This window comes from Mobilicoccus caccae (assembly GCF_030161635.1).
Taxonomy (GTDB): domain Bacteria; phylum Actinomycetota; class Actinomycetes; order Actinomycetales; family Dermatophilaceae; genus Mobilicoccus; species Mobilicoccus caccae.
Genome location: NZ_BSUO01000001.1, coordinates 1,498,726 through 1,520,232 on the forward strand (window position 1 = coordinate 1,498,726; position 21,507 = coordinate 1,520,232).

The 21,507-nt window shown below is 70.7% G+C and carries 16 protein-coding genes, 1 tRNA gene and 1 pseudogene; 15 read left to right on the forward strand and 3 right to left on the reverse strand.

Annotated features, from left to right (window positions below):
* Window positions 1-61: 61 nt before the first annotated feature.
* Window positions 62-2,455: a M14 family zinc carboxypeptidase gene (locus tag QQK49_RS07190; protein ID WP_284303344.1), complete on the reverse strand. Its 2,394-nt coding sequence runs from the start codon at window positions 2,453-2,455 to the stop codon at window positions 62-64.
* A 158-nt stretch (window positions 2,456-2,613) separates the two neighbouring features.
* On the opposite strand from QQK49_RS07190, the gene hisI reads away from it, so the two are divergent.
* The 4 genes from hisI (at window position 2,614) to QQK49_RS07210 (ending at window position 5,592) form a co-directional block, all read left to right on the forward strand.
* A complete protein-coding gene (gene hisI / locus QQK49_RS07195) occupies window positions 2,614-3,042 on the forward strand; it encodes a phosphoribosyl-AMP cyclohydrolase (RefSeq protein ID WP_284305843.1) in 429 nt (142 codons plus the stop codon).
* Entirely contained in the window at window positions 3,039-4,574 is a 1,536-nt protein-coding gene (locus tag QQK49_RS07200; protein WP_284303345.1) for an anthranilate synthase component I, read from the forward strand. Before hisI ends, QQK49_RS07200 begins: the two co-directional genes overlap by 4 nt.
* Window positions 4,574-5,233 (forward strand): Trp biosynthesis-associated membrane protein, encoded by a 660-nt coding sequence (locus QQK49_RS07205; protein ID WP_284303346.1) that lies wholly within the window; start codon window positions 4,574-4,576, stop codon window positions 5,231-5,233. Before QQK49_RS07200 ends, QQK49_RS07205 begins: the two co-directional genes overlap by 1 nt.
* Before the next feature lie 134 nt (window positions 5,234-5,367).
* On the forward strand, window positions 5,368-5,592 hold the full coding sequence (locus QQK49_RS07210) for an HGxxPAAW family protein (protein WP_284303347.1): 225 nt from the start codon (window positions 5,368-5,370) through the stop codon (window positions 5,590-5,592).
* A 90-nt stretch (window positions 5,593-5,682) separates the two neighbouring features.
* On the opposite strand, the gene QQK49_RS07215 is transcribed toward QQK49_RS07210, so the two are convergent.
* Complete coding sequence (locus QQK49_RS07215) at window positions 5,683-6,036, reverse strand: DUF4190 domain-containing protein (protein WP_284303348.1); 354 nt, start codon at window positions 6,034-6,036, stop codon at window positions 5,683-5,685.
* A gap of 443 nt (window positions 6,037-6,479) precedes the next feature.
* Between QQK49_RS07215 and trpC the strand changes: the two genes are divergently transcribed.
* The 11 genes and pseudogenes from trpC (at window position 6,480) to QQK49_RS07270 (ending at window position 20,510) form a co-directional block, all read left to right on the forward strand.
* Window positions 6,480-7,289 carry an indole-3-glycerol phosphate synthase TrpC gene (gene trpC, locus QQK49_RS07220; RefSeq protein ID WP_284303349.1) on the forward strand — a complete coding sequence of 270 codons (810 nt, stop codon included), beginning with the start codon at window positions 6,480-6,482 and terminating at the stop codon, window positions 7,287-7,289.
* Window positions 7,290-7,399: 110 nt separating this feature from the next.
* A complete protein-coding gene (gene trpB / locus QQK49_RS07225; RefSeq protein WP_284303350.1) occupies window positions 7,400-8,668 on the forward strand; it encodes a tryptophan synthase subunit beta in 1,269 nt (422 codons plus the stop codon).
* A gap of 2 nt (window positions 8,669-8,670) precedes the next feature.
* Window positions 8,671-9,482, forward strand: a pseudogene (gene trpA, locus QQK49_RS07230) (tryptophan synthase subunit alpha).
* Entirely contained in the window at window positions 9,479-10,012 is a 534-nt protein-coding gene (locus tag QQK49_RS07235) for a MauE/DoxX family redox-associated membrane protein (protein ID WP_284303351.1), read from the forward strand. The pseudogene trpA and the gene QQK49_RS07235 overlap by 4 nt, the downstream one beginning before the upstream one ends.
* Window positions 10,009-10,794, forward strand: coding sequence for a DsbA family protein (locus tag QQK49_RS07240; RefSeq protein ID WP_284303352.1), 786 nt, complete (start codon window positions 10,009-10,011; stop codon window positions 10,792-10,794). Before QQK49_RS07235 ends, QQK49_RS07240 begins: the two co-directional genes overlap by 4 nt.
* Before the next feature lie 2 nt (window positions 10,795-10,796).
* Window positions 10,797-11,780, forward strand: a complete 984-nt coding sequence (lgt, locus tag QQK49_RS07245) for a prolipoprotein diacylglyceryl transferase (RefSeq protein ID WP_284303353.1) — start codon at window positions 10,797-10,799, stop codon at window positions 11,778-11,780.
* 223 nt (window positions 11,781-12,003) lie between these two features.
* Window positions 12,004-16,569, forward strand: coding sequence for a glutamate synthase large subunit (gene gltB, locus QQK49_RS07250; protein WP_284303354.1), 4,566 nt, complete (start codon window positions 12,004-12,006; stop codon window positions 16,567-16,569).
* Window positions 16,562-18,016, forward strand: coding sequence for a glutamate synthase subunit beta (locus QQK49_RS07255; RefSeq protein WP_284303355.1), 1,455 nt, complete (start codon window positions 16,562-16,564; stop codon window positions 18,014-18,016). The genes gltB and QQK49_RS07255 overlap by 8 nt, the downstream gene beginning before the upstream one ends.
* A 131-nt stretch (window positions 18,017-18,147) precedes the next feature.
* A complete protein-coding gene (gene pyk / locus QQK49_RS07260; protein ID WP_284303356.1) occupies window positions 18,148-19,566 on the forward strand; it encodes a pyruvate kinase in 1,419 nt (472 codons plus the stop codon).
* Window positions 19,567-19,633: 67 nt separating this feature from the next.
* Window positions 19,634-19,716, forward strand: a tRNA-Leu gene (locus QQK49_RS07265).
* Between the two features lie 185 nt (window positions 19,717-19,901).
* Entirely contained in the window at window positions 19,902-20,510 is a 609-nt protein-coding gene (locus QQK49_RS07270; protein WP_284303357.1) for an ANTAR domain-containing response regulator, read from the forward strand.
* A gap of 67 nt (window positions 20,511-20,577) precedes the next feature.
* Here the strand turns inward: QQK49_RS07270 and QQK49_RS07275 are convergent, their stop codons facing one another.
* The gene (locus QQK49_RS07275; protein WP_284303358.1) at window positions 20,578-21,414 is read right to left on the reverse strand and encodes a DUF554 domain-containing protein; all 837 of its coding nucleotides are present in this window, start codon (window positions 21,412-21,414) and stop codon (window positions 20,578-20,580) included.
* Window positions 21,415-21,507 lie beyond the last annotated feature (93 nt).

Sequence of the window (21,507 nt, forward strand, 5' to 3'; positions counted from 1 at the left end):
ATCGGGAGGCGGTCCGAGCGAGGCGGCCCGGGCCCACCCACGTGCCGCGGTCGAGGCGGCGTCAGTTGCGGCGCTGCGCCACCGCTGCGCGGTCGTCGATCTTGACCTCGGCCGTCGCCGTGTCCAGCGTCGAGGCCGCCGCAGCCGCGCGACGCTTCTGCGTGGTGCTCGCGCCGCGCCCACCGGGCTCGTCGACCGAGCGGACGAGGGTGCCGCGGGAATCGATGATCGCGTTGCGCACGATGCCCGCGGTGCCGTCGGTGAAGGCCCGGAAGTTCGGCTCGAACGAGAAGGCCGTCACCCGGCCCTGCCCGACCTGCTCGTCGATCAGAGCCGCGCTGCCGGCGATCTCCTCGATGCCCTTGGCGTAGCCCGAGACCGACCAGTCCGCGGAGTCGGCCTTGGGGTAGGACAGGACGATCTCACCGGCGCCGGCGGTCATGATCGGGTCCGCCTCGTACATGCTCCACGCGGCGGATCCCACACGGGCGGTGAGCGGCCCGGCCCGGTGGGCCTTCACGCGCACCAGTGCGCCGGGGACCTCGTTGGTCGCGTCCTTGAGCACGGCCGAGGACAGTCCGGCGAGCGCGGCGTACTGCGTGCCTCCCTTCCACGTGACCAGACGTCCGCCCTCACGGACCCACTGCGAGATCGCGCTGTTGCGGTCCTTGCCGAGGGTCTCGTTGAGCGTCTTGCCGTTGACGTTGGGCACGAGCAGCACGTCGAGGCGGGCCAGGGTGGCCTTGTCGATCTGAGAGGCCTGGAACGTCGTGGACGGGATGCGCCAGTCGTTCTTCAGCCGCCACTGCATCCACGCCGTGCTCTGGTGGGGGGCGTACGGGGTCGCCGCCTGCGTGAGGACGCCGACGCGGGGGAGCCCGGCGGGGTTGCTCGCCTTGGGCACCGACACCGGCGCGAGCGGCGCGGTGCGCATGGTCGGAACGGTGCCGGTCGAGCCGCCCTCGACGTCCTGCAGCAGCGGCAGGCTCCACGCGGTGACGTCGTAGAAGTAGGGGAACGGCACGTAGCTGTCCTGACCGAGCATCGTCTGGATCCAGTGCTTCTGGGCCTGTGCCATGGGCACCCAGTAGCTGCCGGCCGGGATCGTCGTCGCCTTGGGCGTCTTGCCGTAGGCCGTGTAATCGGGGACGTGGACCGGCGCGAGGAGCCGCTCGATCTTGACGCGGTCCTGCTGGAGCCGGGAGACGAGCGTGGCGACCTCGCGCTTGCGTCCCGGGTCGTCGGTGCGGATGAAGTAGCCGCACACCTTGCCCTCGGGCACCTGACGCTGCAGGGTGCTGCCGGGGTTGTCGACGTGGTTGGGCTGCAACGTGCACGCCGCGCCCTGCGCCTTCGCCTCGACGAACTGCTGGTGGAACTCGCTGTTGATCCGGGTGCGCGCCCGGGCGGTGGACTGCAGCGCCGCCATCGCCGCGGTGTAGTGCTTCTCGACCTGGTCGGGGAAGGGGGCCGCCTGACCGACCTCGTGGGTCATGCCGGCGGCGCCGTCGCGCATCGTCGGGAAGGTGTCGCCGTAGCCCGGGTAGAGCAGGTCGAAGCCGGCCTGCCAGGTCTCGAAGGCCCAGCCCTTCTTGGTGAACGCTTCGGCACTGGCCTTGCCGGCGATGTCGTTCATCCACCCAAGGGCCTGCTTGGGCAGTTCGTGGTGGATCGGGTCGGCCACGGGCGGGAAGTAGTAGCCGGTGCCGCCCATGCCGTGCTGGTCGACGAAGACCTGCGGCGGGAACTTCTGCATCAGCTCCAGCTTGGCGCGGGTCTCGGGCTGGGTGCGGGCGAACCAGTCGCGGTTCATGTCGAACCCGGCGGCGTTGGGGCGGGTGTCGGCGTCGTGCCCGTCGGGGTTCTGGGTGGGTACGAGCACGACGAGGGCGTTGTCGAGGATGTCCCGCGCGCCACAGTCGGTGCGGTCGGCGAGTTCGTAGAGGACCCGCATCTGCGCGTCGAGGGAGGCGGGCTCGTTGCCGTGCACGGAGCCGGCGAGCCAGATGATCGAGGGGGAGCGCTCGGCGATGGCCTTGGCCTTGGCGGCCGGGGTCGCGGGGTCGCGCAGCGCGGCGATGTCGGCGGGCAGGGATCCGGACTGTGCGGCGCGCAGCACGTTCGGCTTGCCGATGAGGGCGTAGCGCAGGGGCGTGCCCTCGGCGGTCTTGCCGAAGGTGGAGACGCTCACCTCGGCGCTGGCGCGATCCACCTGCTGCATGTACCGGTACAACTGGTCGACGCTCGCCTTGCGGGTGCCGAGGTCGAACCCGATGGAGGAGGAGGGGCTGGGGACGCGGCCCGCGAAGACCGGCGTGTCGGTGCAGGCGGCCGTGTTCGCGGCCGGCGCGACGGCGGGGGAGCCGAGCGCGGCCGCGGGCGGGCCGACGAGAAGGGATCCGGCGACGGCGAGCGAGCCGAGGGCGGCGGTGACGGTGAGGGGTCGAGCGGTCATGTGGCACTCCCTGATCGGTGAACACCCGTGAGGTGTGGCGGGATGCGCTGACCACCCCGTCGATTCGGATCGTAGAGAGGAAGATTCGCCTCCGGTGGCGAACGGCGGAATCGGTGCTGTCCCGGGTTCTCCTTTCAGCACGGCAGAATGCAGGGGTGATCGAGCACCCCCTGCCTCCCGACCTCGCCGGAGCGCTCAAGCGCGACGGCGCCGGCCTCGTCGCCGCGATCGTGCAACAGCACGACACCGGCGAAGTCCTCATGCTCGGGTGGATGGACGACGAGGCGCTGAACCGCACCCTCACCAGCGGCCGGGTCACCTTCTGGTCCCGCAGCCGCGGGGAGTACTGGCGCAAGGGCGACACCTCCGGTCACCGGCAGTACGTGCGGTCGGTGGCGATCGACTGTGACGGGGACGCCCTGCTCGTGCGGGTCGATCAGGTCGGCGCCGCCTGCCACACCGGCGAACGCACCTGCTTCTACACCGACCTCGACGCGCGGGTCGGTGACCCGAACGATGCCGGGCGCGATGCCGGGCCCGACGACGAGCCGGCCCTCGACGGCCCACACGGAGAGGCGACGTCATGACCACGCCCCCACCGACCACGGACTTCGGCAGCACCTGGCCCGACCGCCGCACCTTCCTCGACCTCGCCCGCACGCGGCGGGTCATCCCCGTCGTGCGGCGCCTGCTGGCCGACGCCGAGACCCCGGTCGGGGTGTACCGCAAGCTGGCCCGGGGCCGCGTGGGCACGTTCCTCCTGGAGTCCGCGGAGCACGGCGGCGTGTGGTCGCGGTACTCGATCATCGGAGCCCGCAGCGCCGCGACCCTCACCGAGCGCGACGGCGAGGCGACCTGGCTCGGCACCCCGCCGGCCGGGGTCCCCACCGGCGGCGATCCGCTGCAGGCCCTGCGCGACACGATGACGGCGCTGGCCACCGACGCGCTCCCGGGGATGCCCCCGCTGACCGGCGGCATGGTCGGGATGGTGGCCTACGACGCGGTGCGGCGGTGGGAGCGCGTCCCTGACGACAACCCCGACGATCTGCGCATCCCCGAGCTGGCGATGATGCTCGCCACCGACCTCGCGGTCATCGACCACTCCGACGCCTCCGTGCTGCTCATCGCCAACGCCGTCAACTTCGACGACTCCGACGAGCGCGTCGAGGAGGCCTACGACGACGCGGTCGCCCGACTCGATCGGATGACGGCCGACCTCGCCGCCCCGGCCGAGAGCACGGTCGCGACCATGAGCCGCCCGCACCCGCAGCCCCAGAGTTCGATGACGCCCGAGCAGTACATGTCGATCGTCGAGACCGGCAAGGAGGCGATCCGCGCGGGCGAGGTGTTCCAGGTCGTGCTCTCCCAGCGGTTCTCCATCGACTGCCCCGCCGACGCGCTCGAGGTCTACCGGGTGCTGCGGGTGTCCAATCCCAGCCCGTACATGTACCTGCTCCGCCTCGAACGCCCGGACGGCACGCCCTTCGACGTCGTCGGCAGCAGCCCCGAGGCCCTGGTCAAGGTGACCGGACGGCGCGTCATCACCCACCCCATCGCGGGGTCGCGCCCACGCGGCGACACGCCCGAGGAGGACACGGTCCTCGAGGCCGATCTGCGCGCCGACGAGAAGGAGTGCGCCGAGCACGTCATGCTCGTCGACCTCTCCCGCAACGACCTCCAGCGCGTGTGCGAGGTCGGCAGCGTCGAGGTCGTGGAGTTCATGAACGTCCGCCGGTACAGCCACATCATGCATCTGGAGTCGACGGTCGTCGGTGTGCTTGAGGAGGGTCGCAACGCCTACGACGCGCTGGCGGCGACGTTCCCCGCGGGCACCCTGTCGGGGGCCCCGAAACCCCGCGCGCTGTCGCTCATCGACGAACTCGAGACCCTCCGGCGCGGCGTGTACGGGGGAGTCGTGGGCTACCTCGACGTGCACGGCGACCTCGACATGGCCATCGCCATCCGCACCGCGGTCATCAGCGACGGCACCGCCTACGTGCAGGCCGGCGCGGGCATCGTGGCCGACTCCAAACCCCAGGCGGAACACGCCGAGACCGAGCACAAGGCCGCCGCGGCGCTGCGGGCCGTGACCGCGGCCGCCACGCTCCGGGCGCCGTGATGTCGCGCCCCGCGGACGACGCCGCCGATCGCCCTGAGCCCGCCCCCAGGCACACCACCGCCGCCACCACCGACGGCGTGACCAGCGGTCCCTCCGGGAGCGTTACCCGGGTCACGCGGGGACGGGTCGTCCTCCTGTGCCTGCTCGGGGCGGCGATCACCCTGGCCTCGACGATGTCCACGTGGGTGTCGGCGCGGGTCGGTGACGCGGCGGGGTCCTCGGCGACGACGTCGACCGGGATGCAGGCCGCGCCCGGCCTCGTCCCCGTCGCCCTGGCCGCCGGGGCGGGCGCGTTCGCCCTGACCCTCGTCGACGGCTGGGCCCGCAGGGTCGTCACCGCCGTCGTGCTCGTGTGTGGGCTCGTGCTCATCGCCCTCACCGGAGCTCTGCTGCTCGATCCGAGCGCCGCCGTCGGAGGCGCCGGTGACGCCTTCTCCGCACCCACGCCGTCCGCGGCGGAGTCCGTCGTGGTCTCGACCCATGTCGCCGGTCCCATCGCCGCCGTCGTGGGGGCCCTCGTGGTGGTGTCGGGGGCCGCGCTCGGCCTGGCCGCCGGCGGTCGGTGGCCCACGAGAGCCGCGCGGCAGGTCTCCGGGCCACGGGTGCAGCGCCGACGCAGCGACTGGGAGCGGCTGAGCGACGGCGAGGATCCGACGTGAACTCCCGCCGCGCCCTTGCGCACCGCGCTCGCCCCGCCTGACACAATGTGGGCGACGGGTCGTCCGCCCCACGACCGGACTCACCCGATGGAATTCACGTACGAGCTCACCCCGAACCCCGAGGAGTCACACCGATGTCAGATTCACACGGACAGAGCAAGGCCTCGTGGACGGGGGTCGGCATCATCCTGCTCGGCACCCTCTTGATCTGCCTGGGCATCGTGTTCGGTGAGGCGCTGCTGTGGGTGCCGGGCATCGTCGTCGGGCTGCTCGGCGTGGCCGCCTGGATCGGCATGGAGAAGGCCGGCTACGGCGAGCGCCCGGCCAGTGAGAATCCCGGCACCGGCGGGGTGCGCTGAGCCGCGTCGCCTCGAGCATGATCTGACGACGACGAGGGGCCGTTCCCACCACGGGAACGGCCCCTCGTCGGGTGCGTCGGCGGCTGCCGATCAGGTGGGGTTCTCCTGCTGCTGGACGATCTCCTGCGAGCGCTGGTCGATGCACGCCTGTCGCTGCGCCTCCGGCACCTGGGAGCACTCCATGATCGCGTCCCAACTTCCGCTTTGGGCCACAGCCCAGATCACCGCGCCGAAGAACACGGTGATGAGCACGTTGAGGATCGCGCCGATGATGCCGGTGATGACACCGCCCAGGGCCATCCCGCGCCCACCACCGACGCCACGCTTGACGCGACCGAGCGCCTTCGCTCCGAGGATGATCGCGACGATGGCGATGACGAACCCGAGGATGGGGAAGGCGAAGATGATCGAGATGATCCCGAACACGAGGGCGGCGATGGCCATGCCCTGCGGCTTGGGGCCTGAGTCGTAGCCACCGTAGGCGGGGTCCTGCGATCCGTAGGCGCCGTACTGCGACTGGGCGGGCGCGCCCTGGCCGGAGTACGCGGACTCCGGGTACGACGCCTGCGAGTACGAGGGCCCCCGTCGTAGCCCTCGCCGCCCGCGCCGTGGCCGGTCGTCTGGTCGTGGGTGCGGCCGTCGCCGGCCGGCCCGCCGGGGAGTTCCAGGGCGTGGCCCCGGAGCGGTCCGAATTCCCCGAGTTGTACTGATCGGACATGGTCACTCCTCGCGTGTGTGCATGGTTGCTCGTGCGGAGTCACCTTACGTGCGAGGCGCGTTCCCGAAGGCAGTGGCGGACACCGGCCCCGCGTGTCGCGTGTGGTGCGTCGCCCCTGGTGGCGAATGCCGGTTGCGCGGCCTGCAGGTTCGGGCCGTAGCCTGGCATCGTGGCTACGGTTCTGGACGAGATCATCGACGGTGTCCGCGAAGACATGGAAGCCCGGCGCGCGACGGTGTCGCTGGAGGACGTCAAGCGACGTGCCGATCGAGTCGTCCCGGCTCTCGACGCGGCGGCGGCTCTGCGGACCCCCGGCGTGTCGGTGATCGGTGAGGTCAAGCGTTCGAGCCCGAGCAAGGGCGCGCTGGCCATGATCGCCGACCCCGCCTGCCTGGCCGCCGACTATCAGACGGGCGGAGCCTCGGTCATCAGCGTGCTCACCGAGCAGCGGCGGTTCGGCGGCAGCCTGGAGGACCTGGTGGCGGTCAAGGCGGCCGTCGACATCCCCGTGCTCCGCAAGGACTTCGTCGTCTCCAGTTATCAGGTGTGGGAGGCGCGTGCCTACGGCGCCGACGTCGTGTTGCTCATCGTCGCCGCCCTCGATCAGGACCGGCTGGTCGGTCTGCTCGAACGCGTCGACTCCCTCGGCATGACCGCGCTGGTGGAGGTGCACGACGAGGAGGAGACCGAGCGGGCGATCGACGCCGGCGCGACCGTGATCGGCGTCAACAACCGCAACCTCAAGACGCTCGAGGTGGACCGGGGCACGTTCGCGCGGCTGTCCCCGCGCATCCCCGACGGGCTGGTGCGCGTGGCCGAGTCCGGGGTGCGCGGACCGCACGACGTGCTGGAGTTCGCCCGCGCGGGCGCCGACGCGGTCCTCGTCGGGGAATCGCTGGTGACCGGTGGCGACCCCAAGGCCGCCGTCGCCGACCTCGTCGCCGCCGGCGCCCACCCGGCGCTGCGTCCCTCCCGGTGAGCGCGCGCCACGGACGACCCGCGCGGGAACCTTGCACGCCGACCGACCGTCGTCTCTGACAGACTCAAGCGGCGAGCCCAGCCGACTTCACGCCCCCCGAAGGACCGTCGATGACTTCTTCTCCTGGCCCCCGACCCGGCCGCTTCGGCGGGTACGGAGGCCGATACGTTCCCGAAGCCCTCGTGGCGGCGCTGGAGGAATTGGACGAGGCACGGCAGTGGGCCATGACCGACCCGACCTTCACGGCCGAGCTGGCCGAGCTGCACGCCACCTACACCGGCCGGCCGAGCATCCTCACCGAGGTGCCCCGGTTCGCCGAACACGCCGGTGGTGCGCGGGTCTTCCTCAAGCGTGAGGACCTCAACCACACCGGCTCGCACAAGATCAACAACGTCCTCGGCCAGGCGCTGCTCACCCGGCACATGGGCAAGAAGCGCGTCATCGCCGAGACGGGTGCCGGTCAGCACGGCGTCGCGACGGCGACCGCGGCGGCCCTCATGGGGCTCGAGTGCGTCGTCTACATGGGTGAACGCGACACCGAGAGGCAGGCGCTCAACGTCGCCCGGATGCGTCTGCTCGGCGCCGAGGTCGTGCCCGTCACCCACGGCAGCCGCACCCTCAAGGACGCCATCAACGAGGCCATGCGCGACTGGGTGACCAACGTCGAGCGCACCCACTACGTGCTCGGCACCGTCACCGGCCCGCACCCGTTCCCCGAGATGGTCCGCGACTTCCACGCCGTCATCGGTCAGGAGGCGCGGGCGCAGCTCCTCGAACGGGTCGGCCGGCTGCCCGACGCCGTCTGCGCGTGCGTGGGCGGCGGCTCGAACGCGATGGGCATCTTCGGCGCGTTCATCCCCGACGAGGGTGTCCGGCTCGTCGGCGTCGAGGCCGGCGGTGAGGGCATCGCCTCCGGACGCCACGCGGCGCGCTTCTCCGGCGGCATCCCGGGCGTGCTGCACGGAGCGGCCACGTACGTCCTGCAGGACGAGGACGGCCAGACCCTCGAATCCCACTCCGTCTCGGCCGGACTGGACTACCCGAGCGTCGGCCCCGAGCACGCCCACCTGCACGACACCGGGCGGGCCGAGTACCGCAGCGCCACCGACGACGAGGCGATGGAGGCCTTCCGGCTGCTCTGCCGCACCGAGGGCATCATCCCCGCCATCGAGAGCGCCCACGCCCTCGCCGGGGCCATGGAGATCGGCAAGGAGCTCGGTCCCGACGGGCTCGTGCTCGTCAACCTCTCCGGACGGGGCGACAAGGACGTGGACACCGCCGCACGCTGGTTCGGACTCGTCAGCGGCGAGGACCTCGTGGAGGCGGAGCAGATCCGCGCGGAGCAACCCGTGCGCGACGCCGAAGGGAGCGGGTGGTGAGCATGGGCAGCCGGATCCGTGAGGTGTTCGCGCGCGCGAAGTCCGAGGACCGCGCCGTGCTCGTCGCCTACCTGCCGATCGGGTACCCCACCGTGGAGACGTCCATCGAGGCCATGAAGGCCGTCGTGGCCGCGGGCGCCGACATGGTCGAGATCGGCATCCCCTACAGCGACCCGCTGATGGACGGCCCGGTCATCCAGAACGCCGCGAACGTCGCGCTGACCGGCGGCGTCCGGTTGCGTGACACGTTCAGGGCCGCCGCGGCGGTCACGGAGGCCGGGGAGTGGCCGCGCCGATGACCTACTGGAACCCGGTGCTCCGCTACGGGGTCGAGCGTTTCGCCGCCGACCTCGCGGCCGCGGGCGGCGCCGGGCTCATCACCCCCGATCTGCCGCCGGACGAGGCCGAGGAATGGCGGGCCGCGGCCGCCGCCCACGGCCTCGACCCGATCTTCCTCATCGCGCCGAGCAGCAGCGACGCCCGCATCGCGATGACCGCGGAGGCCTGCACGGGCTTCGTCTACGTCGCCTCGACGATGGGTGTCACCGGTGCCCGGGCGAGCGTGGGTGAGGGCGCCCGCGTGCTGTCCGAACGCGCCCGTGCTCTCACCGACGCGCCCTTGGCCGTCGGACTCGGCGTCTCGACGGGGGAGCAGGCCGCGGAGGTCGCCTCCTTCGCCGACGGCGTCATCGTCGGATCCGCCCTGGTGGCCTGCCTCGACCCCCGGGACGGCGACGCCGACGGTGACGCCCTCGAGCGACTCACCCGGTTGACCGAGGAGCTCGCCGCGGGAGTGCGAAAGGGGCGCTCGTGAGCACTCCGACACCCACCGACGACGCGACGACGGTCCAGGAACAGACCGGCTCGCACCGGGCCGCGGGCCCCTGGATCGGGCTGGTGGCCCGGCTCGTCCTCGGCGGTGTCCTGCTCGTCGCCGGAGCCCTCAAGGTGGGCACGCCGCTGGTGGCGGCCCGGGCCGTGCAGGCCTATCAGATCCTCCCCTTCGACCTCGCCGGGTACATCGGCATGGCCCTGCCGGTCATCGAGATCATCCTGGGCGCCCTGCTGATCCTCGGGCTCTTCACGCGACCGGCCGCCATCGGCGGCACCCTGCTCATGGTCGTGTTCATCGCCGGGATCGCCTCGGCCTGGGCCCGCGGCCTCTCGATCGACTGCGGCTGCTTCGGCGGAGGCGGCACCGTCGCCCCCGAGGAGACGCAGTACGGCATCGACATCGCCCGCGACGTCGCGTTCGCCCTGTGCGGTCTCTGGCTCATCCTCCGGCCCCGCACCGCACTCAGTCTCGACAGCAAGATCTCCCCTGAAAGGACCCCCACCGCATGAGCACCAGCTCGAACGACCGGAGCGCACGGCAGGCCAAGATCAAGGCCGCCGCGCCGAAGGAGAGCAACCTCAAGCCCGTCCTCGCGACGATCATCGCGGTGCTCGCGATCGCGGGCATCGCCGCCGCCATCGTCTTCGGGATGCAGGACCGTGGGGGCGACGACGCCCAGGCCGCCGGGGTCCCGCGCGGCGCGCAGTCGGCCAACGGCGGAATCCTGCTGAACGCGACGGACCCGGGGCAGGGTGTCCCGGTCGTCGACGTCTACGAGGACTTCCAGTGCCACTGGTGCAAGACGTTCCACGAGATCCTCGGTCCGAAGCTCGACGAGCTCGCCACCTCGGGCGAGGCCAAGGTCGTCATCCACATGAAGAACTTCCTCGACCAGGGGGAGTCGGGTGAGTCGACGCGGATCGCGAACGCCGCCGCCTGTGCCGCGGACGTGAGTCCTCAGGCGTTCATGAAGACCAGGGACGCCCTGATGAACGCGCAGCCGGAGCAGGGTCAGCCCGGTTGGACCGAGGAGACGATGAAGAAGATCGCCGACGACGCCGGCATCACCGGTGATGCCCGCCAGACGTACGACAAGTGCGTCTCCGACGTGAAGTACAAGTCCTACATCGCCGCCGTCGACGAGCAGAGCGCGCGCGACGGTGTGACGGCGACCCCCTCCTACAAGATCAACGGCCAGCCGTTCGACCTGGGGCAGGTGCTCGACCAGAACACCGGCGCGACCAACCCCGAGGCCTTCACCCAGGCCGTCGAGGCCGCGAAGAAGAACTGACCGTGATCGCCGCGATCCCGAGTCCGGAGCAGGCGATCTGGTTCCTCGGGCCCGTGCCCGTGCGGGCCTACGCCCTGTGCCTGCTGGCCGGGATCGTCGTCGCCCTGTGGTGGACGGGGCGCCGCCTGGACGCACGGGGTGCCCGTGAGGACGCGATATGGGACATCGGCGTCTGGGCGGTGCCGTTCGGGATCGTCGGTGGCCGCCTCTACCACGTGATCTCGTCCCCGGGGCCGTACTTCGGTCCCGGGGGCGACCCGGTCGACGCGCTGAAGATCTGGCAGGGCGGACTCGGCATCTGGGGCGCGGTGGCTCTCGGCGCGCTGGGCGCCTGGATCGGAGCCCGACGGGTCGGTGTGGACTTCCGGATGCTGGCGACCGCCGTCGCGCCACCGCTGGCCGTCGCCCAGGCGATCGGTCGGTGGGGCAACTGGTTCAACAACGAGCTCTACGGTGGCCCGACCGACGTGCCCTGGGCGCTGCAGATCCACGCGTGGGACCCCTCCCGCGGGCAGGCGTTGCGCGACTCCGCCGGTGAGGCGATCGTGCTCGGCACCTACCACCCCACGTTCCTCTACGAGTCCCTCTGGTGTCTGCTCATCGCCGGGGTGCTCCTGCTGATCGAGCGACGGTGGAAGCCGGCGCCGGGGCAGCTGTTCGCGGCCTACCTGATGCTCTACACCCTCGGGCGCGGGTTCATCGAGAGCGTGCGCATCGACGAGGCGACGATCGTCCTCGGACTCCGCCTCAACGTGTGGACCTCGGTACTGGTCTTCGCCTTCGGTGCGCTGCTGTGGTGGATCTGGAGGAGACGGGGCGCTGCAGACACTTCGCAGCCACGCTCCGCGGTCGTCGACCACGTCGCGGGCCCCGATACCTCCGGGGGTGACGGACGTGCCCGCGGCAGGGCGCGGGCCCGCCCTGTTGTGATGCGGGTCACGTTCAGGGGTCGCGTTCGAGGTCGGTCCAGCATGACGAACCCGTGACCTGTATGGATATGCAGCGACGCGTGGTGACCTCGGCTCGACGACGATCGGTGGTCGAGAACTGGCGTCCACGATTCGAGATGGGTGCGTGATTGTCCGCGCTTCGAGACGCTAATCTCAGCGCACTGGCCGACGTCGTCCAGGACTCATCCCTTCATGTGCCGATTCGATTCGACCATGTCCGTGCGTCGACTCCGTCGACCATGTCCCAAGGACGGTGTTCATGCCTCCTGCCTTCTCCGCACTCCCCGAAGCCACCGGTCTGTACGACCCCTCCCGCGAACACGACGCCTGTGGCGTCGCCATGGTCGCCACCCTGCGTGGCACTCCAGGGCACGACATCGTGCAGAACGGGCTGCAGGCCCTGCTCAACCTCGACCACCGAGGAGCCACCGGGGCGGACCCGACCGTCGGCGACGGGGCCGGCATCCTCATCCAGATCCCCGACGAGTTCTTCCGCGTCGTGTCGGGCATCGAGCTGCCCGCGCCCGGGCACTACGTCGTCGGGACGGCCTACCTGCCGCAGGACGAGGACGAGGCGGCCGTGGTGCGCGAGCAGTTCGACGCCCTCGCCGCCGAGGAGGGCCTGGAGGTCCTCGGTCGCCGTGAGGTGCCGGTCGACACCACGGGGATCGGCGAGGCCGCGCTGGAGGTCATGCCGACCTTCGAGCAGGTCTTCCTCGGCCCGGACACGGCGGGCGTCCACGGGCTGCCGCTGGAGCGACGGGCGTTCTGCCTGCGCAAGCGCGCCGAACGCGATCTCGAGATCTACTTCCCGTCCCTGTCGTGCCGCACGATCGTCTACAAGGGGATGCTCACCCCCTCGCAGTTGACGACGTTCTACCCCGACCTCTCGGACGAGCGGATGACCAGCGAACTCGCCCTGGTGCACTCGCGCTTCTCGACCAACACCTTTCCCACGTGGACCCTCGCGCACCCCTTCCGGCTCATCGCCCACAACGGCGAGATCAACACGGTCAAGGGCAACCGCAACTGGATGCGCGCACGGGAGTCGCTGCTCAAGAGCGACCTGCTCGGCGGCGACCTCGAGCGCCTCTTCCCGATCTGCACGCCGGGGGCCTCGGACTCGGCCAGCTTCGACGAGGTCCTCGAACTGCTGCACCTCGGTGGCCGCTCGCTGCCCCACGCGGTGCTCATGATGATCCCCGAGGCGTGGGAGAACCACGCCGAGATGGACGCCGCCCGCCGGGCGTTCTACCAGTACCACTCGATGTTCATGGAGCCCTGGGACGGACCCGCCGCGGTCGCGTTCTCCGACGGCCGGCTCGTGGGCGCGGTGCTCGACCGCAACGGGCTGCGCCCGGGCCGGTACTGGGTGACCGACGACGGCCTGGTCGTCCTCGGCTCGGAGGCCGGAGTCCTGCCGATCGACCCCTCGCGCGTCAAGCAACGCGGCCGGCTCAAGCCGGGTCGGATGTTCCTCGTCGACACCGACCAGGGACGCATCGTGGGCGACGACGAGATCAAGGCCGCCCTCGCCGCGGAGCACCCGTACGAGCAGTGGCTCTCCGACGGCCTGGTCAGCCTCGCCGACCTGCCCGAACGCGAGCACATCCTGCACACGCCGAACTCGGTGGCACGCCGCCAGCAGACCTTCGGCTACACCCAGGAGGAGCTGCGCATCATCCTCGGGCCCATGGCCCGCACGGGCGCGGAGGCGCTGGGCTCGATGGGCACCGACACCCCCGTCGCGGTGCTGTCGGAGCGCCCGCGTCTGCTGTTCGACTACTTCACCCAGCTGTTCGCGCAGGTGACCAACCCGCCGCTGGACGCCATCCGTGAAGAACTGGTCACCTCCCTCGGTTCCGCGCTCGGCCCCGAGGCGAACATGCTCACCCCCGGCCCGGAGCACGCCCACCACGTGATCGTGCCGTTCCCCGTCATCGACAACGACGAACTGGCCAAGATCGTCCACATCGACGAGGACGCCTTCGGCGAGGTGCAGGGCGAGCGTCGCACCGTCGTGGTCAAGGGCCTGTACGAGGTCGCGGGTGGCGCGCCGGCGCTGCGCAAGCGGCTGCAGATGATCTTCAAGGAGGTCTCGGCCGCGATCTCCCGGGGCGCGAGGTTCGTCGTGCTCTCCGACCGCGACTCCGGCCCCGACCTCGCCCCGATCCCCTCCCTGCTGCTCACGGCCGCCGTGCACCACCACCTGGTCCGCGAGAAGACCCGCACCGACGTCGGTCTCATCGTCGAGTCCGGCGACGTGCGCGAGGTCCACCACATCGCCCTGCTCATCGGGTACGGCGCGGCCATCGTCAACCCCTACCTGGCGATGGAGACCGCCGAGGACCTCGTGCGCCGCGGCGGCCTCCCCGGCGTCACCGCGGAGGAGGCGACGGCCAACATCGTCAAGGCGCTCGGCAAGGGCGTCCTCAAGGTCATGTCGAAGATGGGCATCAGCACCGTGGCCTCCTACCGCGGCGCGCAGGTGTTCGAGTGCATCGGCCTGTCCCAGGAGGTCGTCGACGCGTACTTCACGGGGACGACCAGTCAGCTCGGCGGTGTCGGACTCGACGTCATCGCCGAGGAGGTCGCCGCCCGCCACGCCCTGGCCTACCCCAAGGACGGCATCTCGCCCTCGCACCGCGTGCTGCCCATCGGCGGTGAGTACCAGTGGCGCCGTGAGGGGGAGCCGCACCTGTTCGACCCCGAGACGGTGTTCCGCCTGCAGCACTCCACCCGGGCACGCCGGTACGACGTCTTCAAGCAGTACACCGCCCGGGTCGACGACCAGAGCCGCCGCCTCATGACGCTGCGCGGCCTGTTCACCTTCACCCCGGGCCTGCGCAAGCCGGTGCCGATCGAGGAGGTCGAACCGGCCTCGGAGATCGTCAAGAGGTTCAGCACCGGCGCGATGAGCTACGGCTCGATCAGCCAGGAGGCGCACGAGACCCTCGCCGTCGCGATGAACCGCATCGGCGGCAAGTCCAACACCGGTGAGGGCGGCGAGGACGTCGACCGGCTGCTCGACCCGACGCGGCGCAGCGCGATCAAGCAGGTCGCCTCCGGCCGGTTCGGGGTGACGAGCCTCTACCTCACCCACGCCGACGACATCCAGATCAAGATGGCCCAGGGCGCCAAGCCGGGCGAGGGCGGTCAACTGCCCGGCCCGAAGGTGTACCCGTGGGTGGCCAAGACGCGGCACAGCACGCCCGGGGTCGGTCTCATCTCCCCGCCGCCCCACCACGACATCTACTCGATCGAGGACCTCGCCCAGCTCATCCACGACCTCAAGAACGCGAACCCGAACGCGCGCATCCACGTCAAGCTCGTCTCCGAGGTCGGGGTCGGCACCGTGGCCGCGGGCGTGAGCAAGGCGCACGCCGACGTGGTGCTCGTCTCCGGCCACGACGGCGGGACGGGAGCCTCCCCGCTGACCTCGCTCAAGCACGCGGGCGCGCCGTGGGAGCTCGGCCTGGCCGAGACCCAGCAGACGCTCGTGCTCAACCGGTTGCGCGACCGGATCGTCGTCCAGACCGACGGTCAGCTCAAGACCGGCCGCGACGTCGTCGTCGCGGCGCTGCTCGGCGCCGAGGAGTACGGCTTCGCGACCGCGCCGCTGGTGGTGTCGGGTTGCATCATGATGCGGGTCTGCCACCAGGACACGTGCCCCGTCGGCATCGCCACCCAGAACCCGGAGCTGCGCGAGCGGTTCACGGGCAAGCCGGAGTTCGTCGAGACCTTCTTCGAGTACATCGCCGAGGAGGTCCGCGAGCACCTCGCGGCGTTGGGATTCCGCTCGCTGCAGGAGGCCATCGGCCGGTCCTCGGTGCTCGACACGGCCGATGCCGTCGCCCACTGGAAGGCCTCGGGCCTCGACCTCGCGCCGCTGCTCGTGGAGGCCGTGCCCGACGAGGGCTCCGAGCGCTACTGCACGACGGGTCAGGACCACGCCCTGGGCAACGCCATGGACGTGGACCTCATCTCCCAGGCGCGCTCGGCCATCGACGGTGGCCCCGACGGCCGGCCGGGTGATCCCGTGCGCATCACCGGCGAGATCCGCAACGTCAACCGGACGGTCGGCACGATGCTCGGACACGAGGTCACCGCCGCCCACCCCGACGGACTGCCCACCGACCACATCACGGTCGAACTCACCGGCGAGGCGGGCCAGAGCTTCGGCGCCTTCCTGCCCGCCGGGGTCAGCCTCCGCCTGCTGGGGGAGGCCAACGACTACGTCGGCAAGGGTCTGTCCGGCGGCAAGATCTCGGTGCGCCCCGCACTCGGGTCGCCGATCGCCGCGGAGACCAACGTCATCGCCGGCAACGTCATCGCCTACGGCGCCACCAGCGGAGAGCTGTTCTTGCGCGGCCAGGCCGGCGAGCGGTTCTGCGTCCGCAACTCCGGCGCCACGGCTGTCGTCGAGGGCATCGGCGACCACGGGTGTGAGTACATGACCGGTGGTGTCGTCGTCATCCTCGGCAAGGTCGGTCGCAACTTCGGTGCGGGCATGTCAGGCGGCAACGCCTACGTGCTCGATCTGGACCCGCGGCAGGTCAACCCCGAACTCGTCGACGTCGTCCGCCTGCGCGAGAAGGACGACGACGTGCTCGAGGACCTGCTCCGCAGACACGTGGAGGAGACCGGATCGGCCGTCGCCGCAGGGCTGCTGGCCGACTGGCCCGACGCCCGGGCCCGGTTCTCCCTCGTGTTGCCCCGCGCCTACCAGCGCGTCCTCGACGTCCGCGACGAAGCGGCGTCCCAAGGTCTGTCCCCCGACTCCCCCCAGGTGTGGGAGCGCATCATGGAGGTGACCCGTGGCTGATCCCCAGGGCTTTCTCAAGCACCGCGAACGTGGCCTTCCCGCCCGACGTCCGGTCTCGGTCCGCATCAAGGACTGGAAGGAGGTCTACGAGGAGCAGGAGGCCGGCCAACTCAAGGAGCAGGCCGGGCGCTGCATGGACTGCGGAATCCCCTTCTGCCACAGTGCCTGCCCCCTCGGAAACCTCATCCCCGAATGGAACACGTTCACGTGGAACGGGCGGTGGCCTGAGGCGATCGAGCGGCTGCACGCCACGAACAACTTCCCGGAGTTCACCGGGAGGCTGTGCCCGGCGCCGTGTGAGTCTGCGTGCGTCCTCGGCATCAACCAGCCGGCGGTGACGATCAAGCAGGTCGAGGTCAGCATCATCGAGAAGGCCTTCGATCTCGGACGCGTGGAGCCCGTGATCCCCGAGCGGCTCTCCGGCCGCACGGTCGCGGTGATCGGCTCGGGACCGGCCGGACTGGCCGCCGCCCAGCAGTTGACCCGCGCCGGACACACGGTGGCGGTGTTCGAGCGCGCCGACAAGGCCGGTGGTCTGCTGCGGTACGGCATCCCCGAGTTCAAGATGGAGAAGTCGGTGCTCGATCGTCGCCTCGCGCAGATGCGGGCCGAGGGGACGCGTTTTCGCACCGGCGTCGAGATCGGCAAGGACCTCACGGCCGAGGACGTGCGTCGCCGCTACGACGCCGTCGTCCTCGCCGTCGGTGCCACCGTGCCGCGCGACCTGCCGGTGCCCGGGCGTGAACTCTCCGGCGTCCACCAGGCGATGGACTATCTGCCGCAGGCCAACCGGGTCTCCCTCGGGCAGGAGGTGGCCGACCAGATCGTGGCCACCGGCAAGGACGTCATCGTCATCGGCGGCGGCGACACCGGCGCGGACTGCATCGGGACGGCCCACCGGCAGGGTGCCCGCTCGGTGACGAGCCTGGAGATCATGCCGCAGCCCGGCGAGCAGCGCGCCGCGGCGCACCCGTGGCCGACCTACCCCGTGCTGTACCGCGTCGCCAGCGCCCACGAGGAGGGCGGCGAGCGCGTGTACTCCGTGAGCACCAAGGAGTTCGTCGGCGAGGACGGCGCCGTGTCCGGTCTGCGACTGACCGAGGTGACGTTCGAGGACGGTCGCCCCGTCGAGGTCGAGGGGAGCGAGCGGGTCCTGCCCGCCCAGTTGGTGCTCCTGGCCATGGGCTTCCTCGGTCCGCAGGGTGAGGGGCTCGTCGAACAGCTCGGGGTGGAGCGGGACGCCCGGTCCAACATCGTGCGCGACGAGCAGTACATGACGACGGTGCCCGGGGTCTTCGCCGCCGGTGACGCGGGCCGCGGGCAGTCGCTCATCGTCTGGGCGATCGCCGAGGGCCGTGCCGCCGCGCAAGGTGTCGACGCCTGGCTGTCGGGACAGTCGACGCTGCCCCGTCCGATCTCGCCGACGGATCGCCCGCTCATGGCGTAATCCCTGGCGCCCGCTGCGGGTTCAGGACGGGCGTCCGAACCGTCCAGGTTCGCGAAGTGTTCACGAAGCGGCCCCGCGACACCGGTCGATCCGGTGCGCGGGGCCGCGTGCTGCCGACCTAACATGGGGGCATGCGTCGCGCGAAGATCGTCAGCACTCTAGGACCGGCCGTCAACTCCAAGGAGGACATCCGACGCCTCATCGACGCGGGCATCGACGTCGCCCGCATCAACCGATCCCACGGCTCGTACGACGAGCACGAGCAGCAGATCAAGTGGGTGCACGAGGGCGCCGCGGAGTCGGGCCGCGCGGTCGCGGTGCTCGTCGACCTCCAGGGTCCGAAGATCCGCACCGGCCGGTTCTCCGGAGGTCCGGTGCACCTCGCCGTCGGTGACGTCTTCACCATCACGGTCGATGACGTCGACGGCGACCGCGATCGCGTCTCCACGACCTTCAAGGGGTTGCCGGGCGATGTGCGCGTAGGCGACACGCTCCTCATCGACGACGGCAAGATCTCTCTGCGGGCGACCGAGATCACCGACACCGACGTGACGTGCACGGTCATCGAGGGCGGCACGGTGAGCAACAACAAGGGCATCAACCTGCCCGGGGTCGCCGTCAGTGTGCCCGCACTGTCCGAGAAGGACGAGGAGGACCTGCGCTGGGCCCTGCGCGTCGGCGCAGACTGGATCGCGCTGTCGTTCGTGCGGGACGCGGCCGACATCACCCGGGTGCACGAGATCATGGCCGAGGTCGGACTCGTCCGCCCGGTCATCGCCAAGATCGAGAAGCCGCAGGCCGTGGCCAACCTCCCCGAGATCGTGGCGGCCTTCGACGGCATCATGGTCGCCCGCGGCGACCTCGGCGTCGAGATGCCGCTGGAGGAGGTGCCGCTGGTCCAGAAGCGCGCGGTCGAGCTGGCCCGCCGCGACGCCAAGCCGGTCATCGTCGCCACGCAGGTGCTCGAGTCGATGATCGAGAACTCCCGTCCGACCCGCGCCGAGGCCAGCGACTGCGCCAACGCGGTGCTCGACGGCGCCGACGCCATCATGCTCTCGGGTGAGACGAGCGTCGGTGCCTGGCCGGTCGTCGCGGTCCGCACGATGGCCCGCATCATCGAGAACACCGAGGACCACGGCCTGGGTCGCATCCCGCCGCTCGGCACCAACCCGAGCACCACCGGTGGCGCGATCACCAAGTCCGCCGCCGAGATCGGCGAGTTCCTCAACGCCAAGTACCTCGTGACGTTCACCACCTCGGGCGACTCGGCACGCCGCATGTCGCGGGTGCGGCCCAAGCTCCCCATGCTCGCGTTCACCCAGAAGCCCCACACACGGCGGCGCCTGGCGTTGACGTGGGGCATCACCGCGTTCCTCATCCCCGAGCTGGAGGACACCGTCTCGATGGTCGGCGCGGTCGACCGCATGCTGCTCGAGCAGGGGCGCTGCACCCACGGCGACACGATCGTCGTCGTCGCCGGTCGCCCGCACGGCGTCGCGGGCACGACCAACGCCCTGCAGGTCCACCGGGTCGGTGGCCTCGCGGAGTGAGCGGCGCGGGCGCGAGCCCGATAGGACGTGGGGCGCGAGGTCGCTAGACTGATCGCCGCACATCCCCGCCGGGGTGGTGGAATGGCAGACACGGAGCACTCAAAATGCTCTGGCCGAAAGGTCGTGCGGGTTCAAGTCCCGCTCCCGGCACCGAACGACATCACCTGAGACAGCAGCTCCGGTCTCGGACAGCAGGGCCTGCGCCACTGTCTCGTCCTCACCCCCTGTCTCAGGTGCGACACGATGTGGGGCGAGCGCGGCAGAGTGCTTCTCAGGTGGCGAACAGGCGCTCGACCTGGTTCGAAGCGCGAGATCGGTTCTCGTATCCTGGTCCCGTGACTGCAATCGAGAACGACAGCGCCGCACCGGGCGAGAAGGGCCTCCGTATCGTCATCGCGGAGGACGAGGCGCTCATCCGGCTGGATCTCGCCGAGATGTTGGAAGAGGCCGGCTACGAGGTCGTCGCCCAGGCCGGTGACGGGGCACAGGCCGTGGAGGCGATCCGCGAGGAGCGCCCCGACCTGGCGATCATGGACGTGAAGATGCCCGAGGTCGACGGCATCACCGCCGCCGCCACGGTGGGCGAGGAGAAGATCTGCCCGGTCGTCATGCTCACGGCGTTCAGTGACAAGGACCTCGTCGAGCGGGCCCGTGATGCCGGCGTGATGGCCTACGTCGTCAAGCCCTTCACGATCGACGACCTGCGTCCGGCCATCGACATCGCCCGCTCCCGCTGGGTCGAGTGGCAGGCGCTCACCGCCGAGATCGCCGACCTGTCCGACCGGCTCGAGACCCGCAAGACCGTCGACCGCGCCAAGGGCATCCTCATGAAGCAGCTCAAGCTGTCCGAGCAGGACGCGTTCCGCTGGATCCAGAAGACGGCCATGGACCGCCGCCTCGGCATGAAGGAGGTCGCGGAGGCCGTCATCTCCGGGCTGAAGTAGGACCTGGCCCACGGCGTTCGGCGACGGCGCTCCGGCGACGGAGTTCCGCCGACGGAGCTCCGAGGAGTCAGCGCAGGGCCGCCACGGCGGCCGTGAGGAGCGGCGCGACGATCAGGGCCGGGAGCAGATCGCCCACCCTGATCTGGCGGATGTCGAGCAGCCGGAACGCGATTCCGACGAGCATGAGCCCGCCCGTCGCTGTCAACGCCATGATCTGCGCGTCGGGCATGACCGCTCCCAGCAGCACGCCCACGAGCGTCAGCCCGCCCTGGATGACGAGCACCGAGACCGCCGAGAACAGGACCCCGAGCCCGAAGGTCGACGCGAAGGCGATCGCGGCGAAGAAGTCGAGCGCCGACTTCACGGCGAGTTGGTCGATGCCGCGTCCCAGTCCGTCGTTGATGGACCCGAGGATCGTCAACGGGCCCACGCAGAAGAGCAGCGTCGCGGTGAGCCAGCCCTCGATGAAGCGGTCCTTGCCGGCGTGCCCGGGTTCGCCGTCGCGGTCGGGAGTCCCCGACGGCTCCACGGTGACCGTGAGTGCCGCGTCGGAGGGGGCGTGCTCGGCGACGGGGGAGCGGGCCAGGCGGCGACGGACCACGGTCACGAGGGACTCCAGCCGGGCCTCGACCTTCAGCAGCGAACCGATGATGCCGCCGAGCAGCAGACTGCCGAGGACGATGAGCACCGGGGCGGAGGATCCGACGGCGGCCGAGAGCGCCGGGTCCGTCACGGCCATGACCGACAATCCCGCCATCAGGAGGGTGACCAGGCCGAGGCAGTCGGTGACGATGCGTTTGGTGGGCTCCGGAAGCCGGTGTCCGGCCGCCATTCCCAGGAGGGCACCCGCGACGACGGCGACGGTGTTGACCAGGGTCCCGAGGCCGGGGAAGGGCGTGTCCATGCGCGCAAGACTAGGAGATCGTCGGCCGTGCGGATCACATGTGCCCGGTTGGCTTCCTGGTCGGACGACCGACCACTATGCTCACATCGAAAC

Excerpts from the sequence above, each read along its gene's own strand:
- QQK49_RS07240 (WP_284303352.1), top strand. The coding sequence starts at position 10,009 with ATGAGCACCAGCTCGAACGACCGGAGCGCACGGCAGGCCAAGATCAAG.
- trpB (WP_284303350.1), top strand. The coding sequence starts at position 7,400 with ATGACTTCTTCTCCTGGCCCCCGACCCGGCCGCTTCGGCGGGTACGGA.
- QQK49_RS07215 (WP_284303348.1), bottom strand. The coding sequence starts at position 6,036 with ATGGCCATCGCCGCCCTCGTGTTCGGGATCATCTCGATCATCTTCGCC.
- pyk (WP_284303356.1), top strand. The coding sequence starts at position 18,148 with ATGCGTCGCGCGAAGATCGTCAGCACTCTAGGACCGGCCGTCAACTCC.
- QQK49_RS07205 (WP_284303346.1), top strand. The coding sequence starts at position 4,574 with ATGTCGCGCCCCGCGGACGACGCCGCCGATCGCCCTGAGCCCGCCCCC.
- QQK49_RS07210 (WP_284303347.1), top strand. The coding sequence starts at position 5,368 with ATGTCAGATTCACACGGACAGAGCAAGGCCTCGTGGACGGGGGTCGGC.
- QQK49_RS07190 (WP_284303344.1), bottom strand. The coding sequence starts at position 2,455 with ATGACCGCTCGACCCCTCACCGTCACCGCCGCCCTCGGCTCGCTCGCC.
- gltB (WP_284303354.1), top strand. The coding sequence starts at position 12,004 with ATGCCTCCTGCCTTCTCCGCACTCCCCGAAGCCACCGGTCTGTACGAC.
- QQK49_RS07275 (WP_284303358.1), bottom strand. The coding sequence starts at position 21,414 with ATGGACACGCCCTTCCCCGGCCTCGGGACCCTGGTCAACACCGTCGCC.
- QQK49_RS07200 (WP_284303345.1), top strand. The coding sequence starts at position 3,039 with ATGACCACGCCCCCACCGACCACGGACTTCGGCAGCACCTGGCCCGAC.